This is a genomic window from Mesorhizobium sp. M0870 (assembly GCF_040319775.1).
GTDB lineage: Bacteria > Pseudomonadota > Alphaproteobacteria > Rhizobiales > Rhizobiaceae > Mesorhizobium.
The window spans coordinates 12,623-29,286 of the sequence record NZ_JAMYOI010000043.1 but is presented as its reverse complement, the minus strand read 5'-3'; the positions used below and the strand labels follow the sequence as shown (position 1 = coordinate 29,286).

Annotated in this window: 16 protein-coding genes; 5 read left to right on the top strand and 11 right to left on the bottom strand. The window is 62.9% G+C overall.

The features are described from left to right. Nucleotides 1-30: 30 nt before the first annotated feature. The 4 genes from NKH97_RS30985 to NKH97_RS30970 form a co-directional block, all read right to left on the bottom strand. The gene (locus NKH97_RS30985; RefSeq protein ID WP_127293144.1) at nucleotides 31-627 is read right to left on the bottom strand and encodes a LysE family translocator; all 597 of its coding nucleotides are present in this window, start codon (nucleotides 625-627) and stop codon (nucleotides 31-33) included. Between the two features lie 114 nt (nucleotides 628-741). After that, nucleotides 742-1,314: an acetolactate synthase small subunit gene (gene ilvN / locus NKH97_RS30980; RefSeq protein ID WP_023757090.1), complete on the bottom strand. Its 573-nt coding sequence runs from the start codon at nucleotides 1,312-1,314 to the stop codon at nucleotides 742-744. Nucleotides 1,315-1,400: 86 nt separating this feature from the next. Beyond that, nucleotides 1,401-3,182: an acetolactate synthase 3 large subunit gene (locus tag NKH97_RS30975; protein WP_081734942.1), complete on the bottom strand. Its 1,782-nt coding sequence runs from the start codon at nucleotides 3,180-3,182 to the stop codon at nucleotides 1,401-1,403. A gap of 256 nt (nucleotides 3,183-3,438) precedes the next feature. Further along, a complete protein-coding gene (locus tag NKH97_RS30970; RefSeq protein WP_352761633.1) occupies nucleotides 3,439-4,581 on the bottom strand; it encodes a DUF6600 domain-containing protein in 1,143 nt (380 codons plus the stop codon). Between the two features lie 432 nt (nucleotides 4,582-5,013). Between NKH97_RS30970 and NKH97_RS30965 the strand changes: the two genes are divergently transcribed. Beyond that, nucleotides 5,014-6,834: an NAD(P)/FAD-dependent oxidoreductase gene (locus NKH97_RS30965; protein ID WP_128305787.1), complete on the top strand. Its 1,821-nt coding sequence runs from the start codon at nucleotides 5,014-5,016 to the stop codon at nucleotides 6,832-6,834. A gap of 70 nt (nucleotides 6,835-6,904) precedes the next feature. Here the strand turns inward: NKH97_RS30965 and tmpB are convergent, their stop codons facing one another. Continuing rightward, nucleotides 6,905-7,495, bottom strand: a complete 591-nt coding sequence (gene tmpB, locus NKH97_RS30960; RefSeq protein WP_128305786.1) for a (R)-1-hydroxy-2-trimethylaminoethylphosphonate oxygenase — start codon at nucleotides 7,493-7,495, stop codon at nucleotides 6,905-6,907. Continuing rightward, complete coding sequence (gene tmpA, locus NKH97_RS30955) at nucleotides 7,492-8,643, bottom strand: 2-trimethylaminoethylphosphonate dioxygenase (protein ID WP_352799596.1); 1,152 nt, start codon at nucleotides 8,641-8,643, stop codon at nucleotides 7,492-7,494. Before tmpA ends, tmpB begins: the two co-directional genes overlap by 4 nt. Before the next feature lie 122 nt (nucleotides 8,644-8,765). On the opposite strand from tmpA, the gene NKH97_RS30950 reads away from it, so the two are divergent. Then, nucleotides 8,766-9,644 (top strand): LysR family transcriptional regulator, encoded by an 879-nt coding sequence (locus tag NKH97_RS30950; protein ID WP_352799594.1) that lies wholly within the window; start codon nucleotides 8,766-8,768, stop codon nucleotides 9,642-9,644. A gap of 4 nt (nucleotides 9,645-9,648) precedes the next feature. On the opposite strand, the gene NKH97_RS30945 is transcribed toward NKH97_RS30950, so the two are convergent. Genes NKH97_RS30945 through NKH97_RS30935 form a run of 3 tightly spaced genes read right to left on the bottom strand, consistent with a single transcriptional unit; the run spans nucleotide 9,649 to nucleotide 11,097 of the window. Next, nucleotides 9,649-10,176, bottom strand: coding sequence for a GNAT family N-acetyltransferase (locus NKH97_RS30945; RefSeq protein WP_128305785.1), 528 nt, complete (start codon nucleotides 10,174-10,176; stop codon nucleotides 9,649-9,651). Nucleotides 10,177-10,220: 44 nt separating this feature from the next. Then, nucleotides 10,221-10,529, bottom strand: a complete 309-nt coding sequence (locus NKH97_RS30940; protein WP_352799592.1) for a hypothetical protein — start codon at nucleotides 10,527-10,529, stop codon at nucleotides 10,221-10,223. Between the two features lie 4 nt (nucleotides 10,530-10,533). After that, on the bottom strand, nucleotides 10,534-11,097 hold the full coding sequence (locus tag NKH97_RS30935) for a helix-turn-helix domain-containing protein (RefSeq protein ID WP_352442868.1): 564 nt from the start codon (nucleotides 11,095-11,097) through the stop codon (nucleotides 10,534-10,536). Nucleotides 11,098-11,252: 155 nt separating this feature from the next. Between NKH97_RS30935 and NKH97_RS30930 the strand changes: the two genes are divergently transcribed. After that, on the top strand, nucleotides 11,253-13,085 hold the full coding sequence (locus NKH97_RS30930) for an ATP-binding protein (RefSeq protein ID WP_023813065.1): 1,833 nt from the start codon (nucleotides 11,253-11,255) through the stop codon (nucleotides 13,083-13,085). 225 nt (nucleotides 13,086-13,310) lie between these two features. Here the strand turns inward: NKH97_RS30930 and NKH97_RS30925 are convergent, their stop codons facing one another. Next, the gene (locus tag NKH97_RS30925) at nucleotides 13,311-14,102 is read right to left on the bottom strand and encodes a GGDEF domain-containing protein (RefSeq protein ID WP_128305783.1); all 792 of its coding nucleotides are present in this window, start codon (nucleotides 14,100-14,102) and stop codon (nucleotides 13,311-13,313) included. Nucleotides 14,103-14,207: 105 nt separating this feature from the next. Continuing rightward, the gene (miaA, locus tag NKH97_RS30920) at nucleotides 14,208-15,176 is read right to left on the bottom strand and encodes a tRNA (adenosine(37)-N6)-dimethylallyltransferase MiaA (protein ID WP_352799590.1); all 969 of its coding nucleotides are present in this window, start codon (nucleotides 15,174-15,176) and stop codon (nucleotides 14,208-14,210) included. Here miaA and serB point away from each other — a divergent pair. Both serB and NKH97_RS30910 read left to right on the top strand, forming a co-directional pair. Then, nucleotides 15,166-16,053, top strand: a complete 888-nt coding sequence (serB, locus tag NKH97_RS30915) for a phosphoserine phosphatase SerB (RefSeq protein WP_352799588.1) — start codon at nucleotides 15,166-15,168, stop codon at nucleotides 16,051-16,053. The two genes, miaA and serB, sit on opposite strands and share 11 nt — an antisense overlap. Next, a complete protein-coding gene (locus NKH97_RS30910) occupies nucleotides 16,050-16,622 on the top strand; it encodes a GNAT family N-acetyltransferase (protein ID WP_128305780.1) in 573 nt (190 codons plus the stop codon). The genes serB and NKH97_RS30910 overlap by 4 nt, the downstream gene beginning before the upstream one ends. Nucleotides 16,623-16,664 lie beyond the last annotated feature (42 nt).

The window sequence follows — 16,664 nt, the reverse complement described above, 5'->3', positions numbered from 1 at the left end:
CCCTTAAAGATCAGATGATGCGCCCCGGGCCTACCTCAGCATCGGCCAAAGCGTCGCCGCCAGCAGCACGCCCATGGCGATGTTGAACCATTTCAGCCGCACCGGGTCCGACAGGAAACCGCGCAGTGCGGTGCCGAACCCAGCCCACACCGAGACGCTCGGCAAATTGACGATGGTGAAAGCCACGGCGATCAACACCACCGACAGGAACGGGTGCTCGGCATTGGCATAGACGGCCATGGCGGTGATCGCCATCACCCACGCCTTGGGATTGACCCACTGGAATGCGGCTGCCTCGATGAAGCGCATGGGCCGCGCTTTCGTCTCGCCCTTGCCGGTCAGCGTGCGCGACATGGCGATCTTCCAGGCGAGGTACAAAAGATAGGCGCCGCCGGCGATCTTGAGCGCGGTATGCAGCGCCGGAAACGCCGTCAACACAGCGCCGAGGCCAAGACCGACGGCAAGCAGCAGCACGAGGAAACCCATGCTGATGCCCAGCATGTGCGGAACGGTTCTGACGAGGCCGAAATTCACGCCCGATGCCAGAAGCATGAGATTGTTTGGCCCCGGCGTGATCGACGTCACGAAGGCGTAGACAAGCAGGGCAAGGAATGCGTCGAGCGACATGGATATCTTCCCTGACAAGTCAGCATCTTGTCTCTTCTCGGCGACCCCGCAAAGGTACGGACGGCCTCACCATGGAAACTGGCTGACGCGTTCGACGCCAGCCCCGCCGAAGTCCTACATCGCCTGCGGGCCGCGGTTCAACGCTGCCACGCCGGTGCGGCAGATTTCGACCAGGCCGAGCGGTTTCATGATGGCGATGAACTGGTCGATCTTGGAGCCTTTGCCGGTGATCTCGAAGATGAAATGCTCGGTGTTGGCGTCGATGACGCTGGCGCGGAACGCATCGGCCAGCCGCAACGCCTCGACGCGGGCCTCGCCGGTGCCCGCGACTTTGACCAGCGCCAGTTCGCGCTCCAGCGGCCGCTCCTGGCCGGATTCATGCGAACGCACGGTCAGGTCGACGACGCGGTGAACCGGCACGATGCGCTCGAGCTGGTGCTTGATCTGCTCCAGCACATGCGGCGTGCCGCGCGTCACGATGGTGATGCGCGACAGGTGTTTTTCATGCTCGGTCTCGGAGACGGTCAGGCTCTCGATGTTGTAGCCACGCCCGGAAAACAGGCCGATGACCCTGGCAAGCACGCCCGGCTCGTTGTCGACCAGCACGGAAAGCGTGTGGTTTTCCGGCTTTTCCGTCTCCTTGGCGATGAAATAGGCGGAGCCGGTCGGTTGTAGCTGTGCGTTCATGACATGAATCTCGTTTTTCAAGCTCTTGAGCTAATTCTCTGTTTGCGCGGGGCTTTCTCGCGACAGCCCTGCCTTGGTTCTGCCGGCTACACCAGTTCCCTGCCCTTGGCGTCGATGGCATTGGCCACCGCCTCGTCGGTCGCCTCGTCGGGCAACAGCATCTCATTGTGCGCCTTGCCCGACGGAATCATCGGGAAGCAGTTGGCGAGCGTCGCCACGCGGCAGTCGAACAGCACCGGCTTCCTGACCGAGATCATCTCCTTGATCGCGTCGTCCAGCTCGTCCGGCTTCTCGCAGCGAATGCCGTGGCCGCCATAGGCCTCGGCCAGCTTGACGAAGTCCGGCATCGCCTCGGTGTAGGAATGCGACAGCCGGTTGCCGTGCAGCAACTGCTGCCACTGCCGCACCATGCCCATATACTGGTTGTTCAAGATAAAGATCTTGATCGGCGCGTCGTGCTGCACGGCCGCGCTCATCTCCTGCATCGTCATCTGCACGGAGGCGTCGCCGGCAATGTCGATTACCAGCGCGCCTGGATGCGCGATCTGCACGCCGAGTGCCGCCGGCAGGCCGTAACCCATCGTGCCCAGCCCTCCCGACGTCATCCAGCGGTTCGGCTTCTCGAAATGATAGTGCTGCGCCGCCCACATCTGGTGCTGGCCGACCTCGGTGGTGATGTAGGTGTCCAGACCCTTGGTCAGTTCGTAGAGCCGCTCGATGGCGTATTGCGGCATGATCACGTCGTTGTTCATCTTGTAGGCGAGCGAGTCGCGCGCACGCCATTTGGCGATCTGCTCCCACCAGGGGTAGAGCGCCTTCTTGTCGGCCTTGGCGCTCGCACGCCACAAACGCACCATATCCTCCAGCACCCGGCCGACATCGCCGATGATCGGGACCTCGGTGTGGACGTTCTTGTTGATCGACGACGGATCGATGTCGATGTGGATCTTCTTCGAGTTCGGCGAGAAGGCGGTCAGCCGCCCGGTGATGCGGTCATCGAAACGCGCGCCGATGCAGATCATCACGTCGCAGTCATGCATGGCCATGTTGGCTTCATAGGTGCCGTGCATGCCGAGCATGCCCATCCAGTTCTTGCCCGATGCTGGATAGGCGCCGAGGCCCATCAGCGTCGAGGTGATCGGGAAACCGGTGAGATCGACCAGTTCGCGCAGCAGATGGCTCGCTTCCGGGCCGGAATTGATGACGCCGCCGCCGCTGTAGATGATCGGCTTCTTGGCACCGGCCATCAGCTCGACCGCCGCCTTGATCTTTTCCAGGTCGCCCTGGACCTTTGGCTGGTAGCTGGTGCGCGGCGCGATCTGCGGCGGGACGTAGAATCCCCTGGCGAACTGCACGTCCTTCGGGATATCGACGACGACCGGACCGGGGCGGCCGGTGGTCGCGACATGGAAAGCCTCGTGGATGGTCGCAGCGAGCTCGTTCACGTCCTTCACCAGCCAGTTGTGCTTGGTGCAGGGGCGGGTAATGCCAACCGTATCGCATTCCTGAAAAGCGTCGGAGCCGATCAGCGAGGTCGGCACCTGCCCCGTCAGGCAGACCAGCGGGATCGAATCCATCAGCGCGTCCTGCAGCGGCGTCACGGCATTGGTGGCGCCGGGACCGGAGGTCACCAGCATGACGCCGGCCTTGCCGGTCGAGCGCGCATAGCCTTCGGCTGCATGGCCGGCGCCCTGCTCGTGGCGCACCAGTATGTGCTCGACATCGTCCTGCTGGAAGATCTCGTCATAGATCGGAAGGACAGCGCCGCCGGGATAGCCGAAGACATGCTTGACGCCATTGTCCTTCAGCGCCTGCACCACCATTTCGGCACCTGTCATCTCGCGCCGCTCGTTCTGTCCGTTGCTCATCGGTCTGGTCCCGTACTGTCGCCATTGGGCGTTTGCTGGTCGTTTAGTCGTGTTTCAGGCAATAAAAAAGGCCCCCGAGGGAGCCTGTGTCTTGCGCATGGGGGGTTTTTGCCCGGCGGTTACACCGCCTTGCCCACGCGCTTTCCTACGAGAATGAGTGCCGTTTTCATGGTGGCGGACACTAAGGGCGGGCAAGGCAGCCTGTCAACGGGAAAAATCGCGCCGGCGCGCACAGCGTACAGGCGCGACTGCGGTGTCAGCCCGGCGCCTTGCAGCGGGAAACGCGTGGATCGCATTTGGACGCCTTCCTGGCCTCCATCTTCTCTGGCGGATGGTGGGGTGCCACCCTTGCCGGGCCATGGTGCTGGGGCATGTGCATTGCCAACGCTTGCTGATGCGGCTTTTGTTGCCCGCCACCGAGTGCAAGACGCTGCCCCGAAACCGGCTTGGGCGAAACCGGTTTGGGCGACGATTTGACAACGATGCGTCCGTCGCCCGCGGTCCTGTCGACATGCAGCTTGAGCGCATCGGCCTTCGCGCCGTTGCCGGCGACCATCCGCTTGCTCACGGCGTCGCCAGGCTTCACGACGGCCGGATTGCTGGCAGCCACCGCGCCGGGGGAAATGGCCTTGCCGCCGATCGCAGTCTTGGAGCCCGCCACGATTTGCCCGTTCCCCTTTGTATTGCCGGCAAGTCTCTTGATCTCGGCGCCCCTGGAAGCATCGAGCCGTGCACTGGCAAACACGCCTTTGCGCGGAGGAACCAATTTTGCCGCCTTGATCGACTCGATGACGGGCTTCGGGAGTTGCTGCAGCCGGGGTCCGGCATTGATTGCAACCACCTGATTGCCAAGCCGCACGTGCGGCGCCTTGTTGACCAGGACCGTCTGGTTGATGATCGTCGTGTTGCGCACGATGCCGACGTTCTCAGTGGCAGGCCGTACCACTCTGACCAGATCGACCGCGCCGATCGCCGCCACCGGCACGAAACACCACCAGGAATCGGCGAAGGCGACATCTACGTCGGGTGGTGCCGGCGCCCAGCCGACATCATTGCCGCCCTGGCGCCAGACCACCCAGGCTGGCGCCCATTGATCGCCGGCGATCCACACCCAGCCAAAATCGGGATCATAGGCCCAGCGGCCATAGTGATAGACGACATCGCCAAATGGCTCGGTGGACTGCCAGTACCAGCCATCGTCGGTCCAGACCCACCTGCCTTCGGTGTAGGGTCGCCATTCGGTACGGACCGAGGGAACCCAGACATCGCCGAAGCGGCTGGAGGTTCGCCATCCGCCATAGTTCGAAAGCCTTTCGCGGACGGTAACGGCAATTTCCGCCGCATGCGCCTGCGTTCCGGGCAGCACCAGCGGGCCGGTCAGGGTCGCGCTCAAGGCCATGACCGCGGCCATTGCCGCTGCGCGTCCACGCCGGCCAAGGGAGCGACATGAAGACGCTTGGATAAAAGGTACGATGATCATAACGGGCTCCAGAGTTCCGCATCCAGAAAATCCCGGGAACCGTCCTGTTGCCCGCCACCGCTTCCCGGCTTCTCACCGATCGGTTGTCATCGGCCTCGGTGACCGCATTGCGGCATTTGACCATCAATTTTGCGCGACCGGCGCGGCATTCACAAATGGAACGTTCGTTTCCGGCGCCCGAGCGATTCCGAAACTGTCCGGCGATCTCACTTATAGGATAGACCATTGAAATCGCTGGAAACTATGGTGGGGCGTGACGAGGGCCGCCATCTCTGACGATACTTGATCGTCCGGCGGCGAGCCCGGCGGAGCCACCACCATGACGATCTGGATTTCACGGGAGGAAACCTGATGCTCGACAAGCCCTCTAGCAAGAACACGGCCCCTAGCAAGAAACTGTCCGACCTGCTCGATCGATTCGGCGCCGCGCTTGCCGCCAATGACATCGAGAAAGCGGTCGATTGCTTTCAAGAGGATTGCTACTGGCGCGACCTCGTCACCTTCACCTGGAACATCAAGACCATGGAAGGCCGCGACCAGGTCCGCGACATGCTGAAAAGCCAATTGTCGAAGACCAGGCCGTCACACTTCGCCATCGCCAAGGGCGAGGACGCGACGGAGAGCGACGGGTTGATCGAAGGCTGGATCAGCTTCGAGACGGAGGTGGCACGCGGCTTCGGCCATGTCAGGCTGAAGGACGGCAAGATCTGGACGCTGCTGACCACCATGGCCGAACTGAAAGGCCACGAGGAGCCGGCAGGCTTTGCGCGGCCGATGGGCGCCAGGCACGGCTCGGGCAAGAACCGTCCGACATGGAAAGAAGAACGCGAGAGGGAAACCGCCGAGCTCGGCTTCAAGACGCAGCCCTATACGGTGATCATCGGTGGTGGCCAGGGCGGTATCGCGCTCGGCGCGCGGCTGCGGCAGCTTGGCGTGCCGACCATCATCATCGAGAAGAACGAGCGGGCCGGCGACAGCTGGCGCAAGCGCTACAAGTCGCTCTGCCTGCATGACCCGGTCTGGTACGACCATCTGCCCTATATCGATTTCCCGAAGAACTGGCCGGTTTTCTCGCCCAAGGACAAGATCGGCGACTGGCTGGAAATGTATACCAAGGTGATGGAGCTGAATTACTGGTCCTCGACCGAGGCCAAAAGCGCTTCCTATGACGACAAGAAAAAGGAATGGACCGTTGTCGTCCACCGCGACGGCAAGGACATCACGCTGAAGCCCAAGCAGTTGGTGCTGGCAACCGGACAGTCCGGCAAGGCCAATCTGCCGAAATTCAAGGGCATGGAGACCTTCAAGGGCGACCAGCACCACTCGTCGAAGCATCCGGGTCCCGACGCCTATGCCGGCAAAAAGGCCGTTGTCATCGGATCCAACAATTCCGCCCATGACATCGCAGCGGCACTTTGGGAAGCCGGCGCGGACGTCACCATGGTGCAGCGCTCGAGTACCCATATCTCCAGGTCCGACACGTTGATGGAAATCGGACTGGGTTCGCTCTATTCGGAGCAGGCGCTGCAGAATGGCATCACCACCGCCAAGGCCGATCTCATCTTCGCTTCGCTGCCCTACAAAATCCTGCACGAGTTCCAGATCCCGGCCTATGCCGAAATGAAGAAACGCGACGCGACATTCTACAAGGGGCTGGAGAAGGCCGGTTTCATGCTCGACTGGGGCGACGACGAATCCGGCCTGTTCATGAAGTACCTCAGGCGCGGCTCCGGCTATTACATCGATGTTGGCGCCTCGCAGCTGATCATCAATGGTTCGATCAAGCTGAAGAGCGGCGTCGACGTCGAAGAGATCAAGCAGCACTCGGTTCTGCTCAGCGACGGGTCGGAATTGCCTGCGGACCTCATCGTCTACGCCACCGGCTACGGCTCGATGAACGGCTGGGCCGCCGATCTGATATCCCGTGAAACCGCCGACAACGTTGGCAAATGCTGGGGCCTCGGCTCGAACACCACCAAGGACCCCGGCCCGTGGGAAGGCGAGTTGCGCAACATGTGGAAGCCGACGCAACAGGAGGCGCTATGGTTCCACGGCGGCAATCTGCACCAGTCACGCCACTATTCGCAGTTCCTGTCGCTGCAATTGAAGGCGCGGCATGAAGGCATCGCGACGCCGGTCTACGGCCTGCAGCAGGTGCACCACAAGGGGTAGGCGAGCGCCATTCCGGTGAAGCCGGAAGAAAGGAGGCACGGCTTGCACCCTGCCTCCTTCCCTGGGGAATTTACGCCGGCTTGCCCGCCGCGAACTGCGTCACCACCCGCTGCAGCAGCGGCACGTAATCGCGAAATGTCCGTGTCTTCATGTTGGCGATCTTGCCGCTCTCGTCCCAGATGCGGACCCGGACCGCTTCCTCATGGAAGGGGTTCTTGCGGAACTCGGCGACCTCCTCGGCATTCATCGGCCCGCCCTGCAGCGACAGCGTGTGCACCGAGGCCTGCGAAAGCCTGCCGAAATAGGTCGGGTCGGTGGCGCAGAGATAGCGCTTGGCGGCGACATGCAGCCTGACGCATTCGACGATGACAGGTGGAAAGAATGGCGCCAGCACCTCGCCGCCGGCCTCGTCATGATGCTTGTCCTCGACATCCTCGGGCGAATAGGTGCCGAACTCGCTGGTGTAATGGCCGATGTCGTGCAGCAGCGCCGCCGCCACCAGTTCGTCCGGCGCGCCGTCCTTTTCAGCGAACCAGGCACCCTGCAGCATGTGCTCCGACATGGTGACGGGTTCGCCGAGATAGGATTCGGCGCCCCGGCGCTCGAAGATGTCGGCGATGAACTCGACGATGGTGTCCGCGTTCAAATCCTGGCCGCTCATTCCGCCGCCTCCTTGAACCCGTGCTCGATTGCCGCCAGCGTCGACAGCAGACCGTCCTTGTCGGCGTAGCAGCCTTGCAGCCAGCGCTTGCCGGTACCGGAAAACGCCTTGCGCGCATGCATCACGCGCGTGTTGTCGACGATGAAGGCCTGCCCCGCTTCGAGCTTGAACGTCACTTCGAAGGATGGATCCTCGATCAGTTCCGCAAACCGGCGATAGGCGGCGTAGTACGCTTCCATATCGCTGAACGGCACGTCGACCGTCGGCGCCAGCGAGCGGTTGTTGAAGCGGATGCAAATCAGCTCGCCATCGGGCCCGAACTCGATCATCGGCCGCTTCGCCTGCAGCCGCACGCCGGAAGAGCCGGCATACTCGAAGCGCGCCGGGCATGAGCTCAACAGCTGGAAGCCTTCCGGGTTCTCAGCCTGCAGCGCAGCCGCGACTGCAAACCCATCGACGACACTGGACTCGCCGCCCTCAACCGTATTCTCGATGCAGGACAGGATCTGCAGCGTCGGCACAGGGTCGCGATAGGGATTGTCGGTGTGCGCCTGGAGGCCGAGATTCGTGTAGGCGAGATTGTTCGGATTGACCTCGGCGCGCACTTCGAACCAGCGCCCGTAATTGGTTTCCCTGATGTAGCCGAAAAGATCGGACACTTTGCATAGCGCCCCGGATTCGGTCGGCAGATCATCCATCACCGCGAAGCCATAGGTTTTCACCGCCGACAGCCATTGCCCCAGCACAGCGCGATCGCGGCTGGCCGCAACATAGCCGGCGCGCGGCACCGAATTCTGCATCGAGGCCTTGGTCCATCGCACGGTGGCCTCGCCTGTCCAGCCGGGCTGGCGGCCTGCGTCACGATCATAGGCATTGGCGCTCAGCCATGCCGCGGGAAAGCTGACCGTCTTCTGCTCGGGCACGAAGCTGACTTCCAGGGCGCCGCCTTTGATCGACGCGGCGCCGATCCTGGTGTCGGCGGGAATGTCGAGAATGGTGATGAGCCGTTGACCATTGCCGGCGCTGCGCGTCTTGTCGTCCAGCGCATTGTCGCGCAGCCACATGGCGTGAAAACGGCTGCGCGACCCGTCCTGCCAGCCAAGGTCGATTGTTCTGCCTTCGTCGCCGATCCGCGCGTGGGTGAGCATGGAGATCCGTTCCTGTCCATTGCGTCCCCCGCAGCCTGATCCGCAGGGTTTCGATTGCATGTTGATCGCGCGACAGGCATAACTCAAATTATCATTTTTAGGCCAACGGCCCAAGAATACTAATGGCTCGTAAAAATACACCGGTGCCGCCTCTGGACTGGCTGCGCAGTTTCGAGGCGGCGGCGCGGCTGTCGAATTTCACCGCGGCGGCAGCCGAGCTCGGTCTCACCCAGGCAGCCGTCAGCCAGCACATCCGGTTTCTCGAGGAGCGGCTCAAGACACGTTTGTTTTCGCGGCTGGCGCGGGGCGTCGCACTGTCGCCGGAGGGAGCAGCCTACCTGCCTCACATCCAGTCGGCCTTCGCCACCATCGGCAACAGCACCGCGGAACTGTTCGAGCCGCGTGCCGTCCAGACCGTGACCATCCGGGCCCCGATCTCCTTTGCCTTGCTCATGCTGGTTCCGGCGCTGCCCGATCTCGCGAAGGCACTGCCGCGCATCCAGCTCGATCTGGTGACGATCCATCGCCCTGCCGACTACGATCTGCCGGGCTCGGTGCTCGACATCCGCTTCGGCAACGGATCCTTCCCCGGCCGCGAAGCCGACAGGCTGACCGCCGAGCGGCTCGTGCCGATGGCCGCACCTGCGCTCGCCGGCGACGACGACTGGCCTTCCCTGCCGCTGCTTCTGGTCGCCGGCGCGCGCGAGATGTGGGCGGAATGGTTCGCCGCCGCTGGACTGGCTGGCCATCTCAGACGATCGCACCGCTTCGACAGTTTCGTCACCGCCATGGAGGCGGCGAGCGCCGGCGCCGGCGTGCTTTTGGGCTCGCGGCCGCTGGTCGATGCGGCGCTCGACATCAAGACGCTGGTCAGGCTTTCCGACTATGAACTTTCCAGCACATCGGGGCATTTCCTAACCAAGGCGTCGACAGCACGCCTGACCGGAGCCGAACAGGATTTCCGCCAGTGGTTGCTGTCGCGCCTCTCCGCGCCGGCATGACTGGTTATGAGATTGGCCCGATCCGCTTCCAGTAGATCAACGTGCCGGTCAGCCCGCCATGCGGCTTCAGGGCATAGTCCGGTATCTCACCGGCCAGCGTGAAGCCCAGCCGCTCATAGAGGCCTGAGGCGCCCTCCTCGGTCGCCGTGTCCAGAACCAGCAGCGTGCGGCCCCTCTCGATGGCAAGGCTCTCGGCGGCCCGCATCAGGCGCGTTCCCACACCCCTGCCCCGGTAATCGACTGATGTCATCAGCTTGGCAATCTCGGCCCGGTGCGGCTGGTTGGGCGGACAATCGAGCAGCAAGGTCACGGTGCCGACCAGGTTTTTGCCATCCCAGGCGCCAAGCACCGATCTTTCGCCCCTTGCCGCCGCGGCCAGCGATTTTTCCCAGAACGTCCTTGCCGCCTGCGGCGCCAACGGATGCATGAAGCTGACCGAACCGCCGGCCGCCACCGTTGCGACCAGCAATTCGGCCAGCATGTCCTGCGTCTCGGCAGCCGGGTTCAGGGTTGCGATCTCGATCGAGTTCATGTGCAGGATATCCTGTGATTGCCATAGAAGCGGGCGTATTGCTGTCAGTCCAGATGGCGCGCGCGGCGTCGCTTTCGCGCCGCCTTGATGGCGCTGATGCGGTCGGCGTCTTCGTGCCCGAGATGCCGCCCGCGCTCGAGGATCTCGAGCGTGTACTCCTCATAGGTCAGGCCAAGCCGCTCGGCTCTGTCCATGCGCAACAGCATCACCTCGCGGCTCGGCGCCTTCCACGCCTTGGCATGGGCGGCCTGCCAGGCAAGAAAGATGTAGGGATCGCCCTTGCCCCATGGCGGGCCCTTGTACTCATCGAGAGGCGGCCCCCCATTATGGGAGCGCTTTGGTCTTCTTGCCATTGTGTCAGCCCCTGACCAGCGCGACGAGATAGTCGGCGCCGGGCTCCAGCGCATGGAAGGTGCAGTCCGACGGCGCCCCGAGCGCCAGGCAGTCGCCTGATACAAGCCTGTGCACTGTCTCACCTTCGACGAATTCGAGCCGCCCGGAAATCAGCCATATCTGCTGCTTGATGAAGGCGTATGAAGCAGCCGGAAAGCTGACCTTGGCGCCCGCCGGCAGATGCACCTTGATCAGCTCCAGCGGCATGTCGGAAGCCGGCGAAAGATGCCGCCTGACATAGCCGGTGTCGGGATCGCGCCACACCGGCTGGTCGGCCTGGCGCAATATCCCGCCGCCCTGCAATTCCGCGCGTGCGATCAAGGTCGACAGCGTCATGCCGAAGGCCGACGCGATGCGCACCAGAAGCGCCGCCGTCGGGCTGGTCTTGCCCCGCTCGATCGTGCTGAGCATCGCCTTCGAGACGCCGGAACGCTCCGCGAGTTCGGCCAGGGACCAGTCGCGCACGATCCTTTCGGCGTGTATCCTGCGGCCGATCGTCGAGGAAATGTCGTTCGCTATATCATCCATATGTCTATTATAGCGAAAAATAGACGCCGGAGAAGAGCCGCCTTGCGACAATTTCCACGAGCCCCTTAATGCTCTCTACACCATCCGACCTCATCGGGCCTTAACCCCATTCGGGTAGGATCGATGCTCCAGGGGAAATGGGGATTGGCCTGTCCATGTATGTCGAACGCGAAGCCTCCGTTGGAGAACCGACATCGCAGGAGCGCCGCGACGCAGAGCAGAACGACAAGCGCATCCTCGGCAATGTCGTGCAATGCGATGGCGCGCGCGCCACCATCAGCGCCTACGCGAACGACGCCGACGGCGCGGTGACCGGCCTGTGGACGGTCGGCAAGATGATTTCCATCAATCTCGGATCGACGCGAACCGTCGGCCTGGTCTACGCAATCGGCAAGTCGGACCGCGCGTGGAGCAATGAGGGCCAGAACGCCATCGAGGTCAGCATCGAGCTGATCGGCGAAGTGCGTGACGGAGCAGAGCCCGGCGCCAAACCGGTCTTCGACCGCGGCATCACCACCTATCCGCATATCGGCGCCGTTGCGCATCGCATCCGCACCCGCGACCTGCAGGCGGTCTATGACCTCGCGGGGCGTCATTCGATCACGATCGGCACGCTCGCGCAGGACGAGACGATCGCCGCCAACATCGCCATCGACGATACGCTGGCGCGTCACTTCGCCATTGTCGGCACCACCGGCGTCGGCAAATCCACCGCCGTCTCGCTGCTGCTGCGCAAGTCGATCGCAGCAAGGCCGGACCTGCGCATCCTGATCCTCGACCCGCACAACGAGTTCGCGGCGTCGCTGCCCGAATACTGCGTCAGGGTCGATTCCAAGACGCTGGATCTTCCGTTCTGGATGTTCACGCTGGAGGAATTCGCCGAGGTGCTGTTCCGGGGCCGCGAGACCGAGCCGGAAGAAATCGATGCCTTGCGCGACCTCATCCCGGCCGCCAAGAACCTCTACCGCAACCCGAATTCGGGCTCCTATATCAGGCGCGGCAGCGATGCGCTGACCGCCGATACGCCGGTGCCCTACCGCATCGCCGACCTGCTCAAGCAGATCGACGAGCGCATGGGCATGCTCGAAAGCAAGACCGATCGCCCGACGCTCAAATCGCTGAAGACGCGCATCGAATCGGCGGCGGCCGATCCACGCTACCGCTTCATGTTCAACTCGCGCCTGATCGAGGACACCATCCACGAGACGATCGGCAACATCTTCCGCGTGCCGCATCATGGCCGCCCGGTAACCTGCTTCGAGATGGCCGGCATGCCTTCCGAAGTGGTCAATTCCGTCTGCTCGGTGCTGGCGCGCCTGGCCTTCGATCTCGCTCTGTGGAGCGAGGGCAAGCTGCAGCTTCTGTTTTTGTGCGAAGAGGCGCACCGCTATATGCCGGCCGACCCGCGTCTCGGCTTCGCGCCGACCAGGCACGCGCTGTCGCGCATCGCCAAGGAAGGCCGCAAATATGGCTGCTATCTCGGCGTCGTCACCCAGCGCCCTGGCGAGCTCGACCCGACCATCCTGTCGCAATGCTCGACTTTTTTCGCCATGCGGCTTGCCAATGAGCAGGACCAGGCGATCATCCGCTCGGCGATTGCCGATTCTTCCGCCTCGACGCTTGCCTTCCTGTCCTCCATGGGCCAGCGCGAAGCCATCGCCTTTGGCGAAGGCGTAGCGACGACCATGCGGCTGAAGTTCGAAAAACTGCCGAGCCACCTGCTTCCTGGCACCGCCAAGCGCGAAGAAGCCGCCTCGTCGAAAGCCGGCGACGATGTCGATCTGGTGGCGATCGTGGAACGACTGCGCAACGTGCCGAAATCAACGCAGCAGGCGATGGCCTTCGCCGAGGTCGTCGATTCAGGCCGCCAGGCCGGCGATCCCGACTACCGCAAGCCACCCGCCGCACGCGCGCCATCGGACGACGATTTCGACATGCGCTACGGCCTAAAGCCCGCAACCTTCGGCCTGCGCCCGCAAAACGATTGAGTTTGCGACAAGTCCATCTGCCGATAATCCCGAGAATCCGCACCAAACTTCGATTGGCTCTGCTTCGTTCGAAAAGCCTGGGTAAATCCCGAAAGGGAATTCATCAGGCCGAGTTGAATGACGTGGCTTTCGAGAAGCCGGAGCGGAGCGGACATTTAGTCCGTGAGCACCGGAAGTCGAGAAAACCGCGTCAGGCGACCGGCCTCATGAATTCTTCTTCGGGATTTAGGCGCAGACGCGGTTGCGGCCTTGCCTCTTCGCTTCGTAAAGCTGGCGGTCGGCGCGGCGATAGAACTCTTCCGCTGTTTCCTTGCGGTCCCAGACGGCGAGCCCGACGCTGGTGGTGATCTTGAGGCGGACATTGCCCGACAGCACCGACATGTTGGCGATCGCCTTGCGGATGCGCTCGGCAAACTTGCCCAGAAGCTCGGCGTCCATGTTGGGCGTGACGACGGCGAACTCCTCGCCGCCCAATCGCGCCACCACATCGTGGTAGCGCGTCATGTCCTTGAGACAGTTCGCGACGGCCTTGAGCACTTCGTCGCCGACGTCATGGCCGTGGGTGTCGTTGACCTGCTTGAAATGGTCGAGATCGAGGATCATCAGACCGACGGGCTTTTCGATGCGCCGGAACTCCTCGAGATACTCCTTCAGCGCATCATCGAAATAGCGCCGGTTCTGCATGCCGGTCAGGCCGTCGGTCAGCGCCGCATGCTCGAGTGTTTCCGAGCGCGCGCTGAGCGAGACCGTCATGGCGCGCAGCTTGCCTTCCTCCGTCGCCTGTTTGCGGATCAGCGGATAGATGAAGAAAATGCCGAAGAACAGCGCGGTGGCCAGGAGCACGCCGGTCGCGAACAAGAGCTTGTTGAGATAGATGACCTTGTCCAGACCCGAAGCCGTATGCAACTCGTCGGCGAAGGACTGCAGAAGTCCGTAAGCATGCAGCGTCACCAGGCCGGCGGCCAGGATCACGAATATAAAGACGAAAAATGCTGATTCCGCCTTGTGGAAACGCATCTGCTCCCCGTTGGAAAAGTGCCCACTGATCTTATGGCATGGGCGGGCTTACGGAGGGTTAATTTGGACAACCACAACGGGAACCTTTCCTTGCAGGTAAACTTTTCAGGTTGCATCGGAAGCAAGCGCTGAGATCGTGGTTTCCAGATCATCACCGGGGCGCAACCTCAGCCATTCCGGCCCCAATTGATGCCTGAACCAGGTGGTTTGCCGCTTGGAATATTGCCTGGTCGCGATCTTGGCGCGTTCGATTGCCTCGGGAAAGCCAATCTCTCCGGCCATCGCTGCCTGCAGTTCGCGAACGCCGATCGCTTTCATCGCCGGCAATTCGGGATCGAGACCAAGTGCTGCAAGCCGCTTGACCTCGTCCAGCGCGCCCTTGTCCAGCATCTGGTCGAAGCGTTTGTCGATGCGAGCGACCAACGCCGCCCGATCCGGATCGATCACCAGGAAACGCGCGCTTTCCCTGTCGATGAGCGGCTGGCCGCGTTCCGCCTGCCATTCCAGGATCGAACGGCCAGACGCATCGAGAACCTCCAATGCCCGCACGATGCGCTGGCTGTCGGTTGGCTTGAGCATCATGGCGGCCGCCGAATCCTCGCGCAGCAGCAAGCTGTGCAGCTTGACGGCGCCCTGCTCCTTCAACTCATAGCGCCAGCGGTCGCGGACCCGCTGCGGAATGTCGGGCATTTCCGAAATGCCCTCGGCCAGCGCGCGGAAATAGAGCCCGGTACCGCCGACGAAAATCACTGCCCGTTCGAAGAATGTGCCGTCGTCGATCAACTTCCTCACGTCGCGCAGCCAGGCGCCGGTGGAATAGGCGGTGGCCGGTTGGACATGGCCATAAAGATAATGCGGTGCGCGGGCGAGGTCGGCCGCCTCAGGCCGGGCGGTCAGCACGTCGAGCACCGAATAGCCCTGCATGGAATCGGTGTTGACGATCACACCACCCTTGCGCTCGGCCAGATCGAGCGCAAGCGCCGACTTGCCGCTGGCGGTCGGCCCGGCTATCAGGATCGCGTTCTTCACGCGGCCCTCGCCCGCCTGCCCGCCGGAATGTTTCATGCCGCTCATCGCCACGCTTGTTTCCCGTCCCACTGAGCGCGCTTTGTCGCTGTCGCTTGCGAATATGGCCTCACGGTCGGTCGGCGCAAGCGCTGTTGTCTGGCTGGCCGAAGGTATTGCCTGCGATCTCGTCCTGCCTGAGGCAGCCGACGACGCCGTCACGAGCGCCGTCTTGCGCACGGCACTCGCCAGCGAGGCGGTCGACGTGATCGTCCAAGAGGCAGAAACCCGCCGCAAGAAAATCCTGATCGCCGACATGGATTCGACCATGATCGACCAGGAATGCATCGACGAGCTGGCCGATGAGATTGGCGTCAAGGATCGGGTTGCCACGATTACCGCGCGATCCATGAATGGTGAGATCGCCTTCGAACCGGCTTTGCGTGAACGGGTGGCGTTGCTCAAGGGCCTCGACGCCGCCGTGGTTGATCGCATCGTCGCCAATCGCCTGACGCTGGCCGCGGGCGGCCGTGTTCTGGTCCGGACCATGCGCGCCAACGGCGCCTGGACGGCACTCGTGTCTGGCGGGTTCGAGGTCTTCACGACGCGCATCGCCGCCATGCTCGGCTTCCAGGAGAACCGCGCCAATCGCCTGCTCGAGCAGGACGGCCGCTTCATCGGGCTGGTCGGCGAACCGATCCTCGGCCGCGCCGCCAAGGCCGACGCGCTGATCGAAATTTCAGCGCGCCTCGGCCTGACGCCCGCCGACGCCATCGCCGTCGGCGACGGCGCCAATGATCTCGACATGATCCGCCTTGCCGGTACCGGCGTCGCGCTCCACGCCAAGCCGACGGTGGCGGCACAGGCCAAGGTCCGCATCGATCATGGCGACCTGACCGCGCTGCTTTATGTGCAAGGCTACAGGCAGCAGGAGTTTGTGCAATGAAACCAATGCGCACCGAGCGCCTGATCCTGCGCAACTGGGAGGATCGCGACCGCGACCTGTTCCACCGCATAAACTCCGACGACCGGGTGATGGAGTTCTTTCCGTTCCGCCGTGGCCGCGCCGAGGCGGATGCCAAGATGGATCAGTTCCGCGCCGCCATCGATCGCGACGGCATTGGCTTTGCGGCCGCAGAAATCGCCGCATCGGGCGAATGTATCGGTTTTGTCGGTATAACCGGAACCGATCACATGGACTTCCTGCCAGCCAGCATGATCGAGATCGGCTGGCGACTGGCGCCTGAATTCTGGGGCAGAGGTTACGTCACCGAGGCGGCTCAGGCATGGCTTGCCTACGGCTTCGAAACACTCGGCCTTGACGAAATCGTCTCCTTCGCCGTCGCGGACAACCGCCGCTCCACCGCCGTCATGGAGCGCCTCGGCATGAGAGCCGATCCACCGGCCGACTTCGATCATCCCGGCATTCCCGACAGCCACCCCGCGCTCAAGCGCCATGTGTTCTACCGGCTCTCCCGCGCCGATTGGGAACAAGGAGAAAGGGCGGCTTGCTAGCCGCCCTTTCCATTCAAGATGAGGATTTCGCCGGATCTTCCG

Bases quoted from the DNA above. Each gene is read 5' to 3' on its own strand.
- NKH97_RS30985 (WP_127293144.1), bottom strand. From the start codon at position 627: ATGTCGCTCGACGCATTCCTTGCCCTGCTTGTCTACGCCTTCGTGACG.
- ilvN (WP_023757090.1), bottom strand. From the start codon at position 1,314: ATGAACGCACAGCTACAACCGACCGGCTCCGCCTATTTCATCGCCAAG.
- NKH97_RS30975 (WP_081734942.1), bottom strand. From the start codon at position 3,182: ATGAGCAACGGACAGAACGAGCGGCGCGAGATGACAGGTGCCGAAATG.
- NKH97_RS30970 (WP_352761633.1), bottom strand. From the start codon at position 4,581: ATGGCCTTGAGCGCGACCCTGACCGGCCCGCTGGTGCTGCCCGGAACG.
- NKH97_RS30965 (WP_128305787.1), top strand. From the start codon at position 5,014: ATGCTCGACAAGCCCTCTAGCAAGAACACGGCCCCTAGCAAGAAACTG.
- tmpB (WP_128305786.1), bottom strand. From the start codon at position 7,495: ATGAGCGGCCAGGATTTGAACGCGGACACCATCGTCGAGTTCATCGCC.
- tmpA (WP_352799596.1), bottom strand. From the start codon at position 8,643: ATGCTCACCCACGCGCGGATCGGCGACGAAGGCAGAACAATCGACCTT.
- NKH97_RS30950 (WP_352799594.1), top strand. From the start codon at position 8,766: ATGGCTCGTAAAAATACACCGGTGCCGCCTCTGGACTGGCTGCGCAGT.
- NKH97_RS30945 (WP_128305785.1), bottom strand. From the start codon at position 10,176: ATGAACTCGATCGAGATCGCAACCCTGAACCCGGCTGCCGAGACGCAG.
- NKH97_RS30940 (WP_352799592.1), bottom strand. From the start codon at position 10,529: ATGGCAAGAAGACCAAAGCGCTCCCATAATGGGGGGCCGCCTCTCGAT.
- NKH97_RS30935 (WP_352442868.1), bottom strand. From the start codon at position 11,097: ATGGATGATATAGCGAACGACATTTCCTCGACGATCGGCCGCAGGATA.
- NKH97_RS30930 (WP_023813065.1), top strand. From the start codon at position 11,253: ATGTATGTCGAACGCGAAGCCTCCGTTGGAGAACCGACATCGCAGGAG.
- NKH97_RS30925 (WP_128305783.1), bottom strand. From the start codon at position 14,102: ATGCGTTTCCACAAGGCGGAATCAGCATTTTTCGTCTTTATATTCGTG.
- serB (WP_352799588.1), top strand. From the start codon at position 15,166: ATGCCGCTCATCGCCACGCTTGTTTCCCGTCCCACTGAGCGCGCTTTG.
- miaA (WP_352799590.1), bottom strand. From the start codon at position 15,176: ATGAGCGGCATGAAACATTCCGGCGGGCAGGCGGGCGAGGGCCGCGTG.
- NKH97_RS30910 (WP_128305780.1), top strand. From the start codon at position 16,050: ATGAAACCAATGCGCACCGAGCGCCTGATCCTGCGCAACTGGGAGGAT.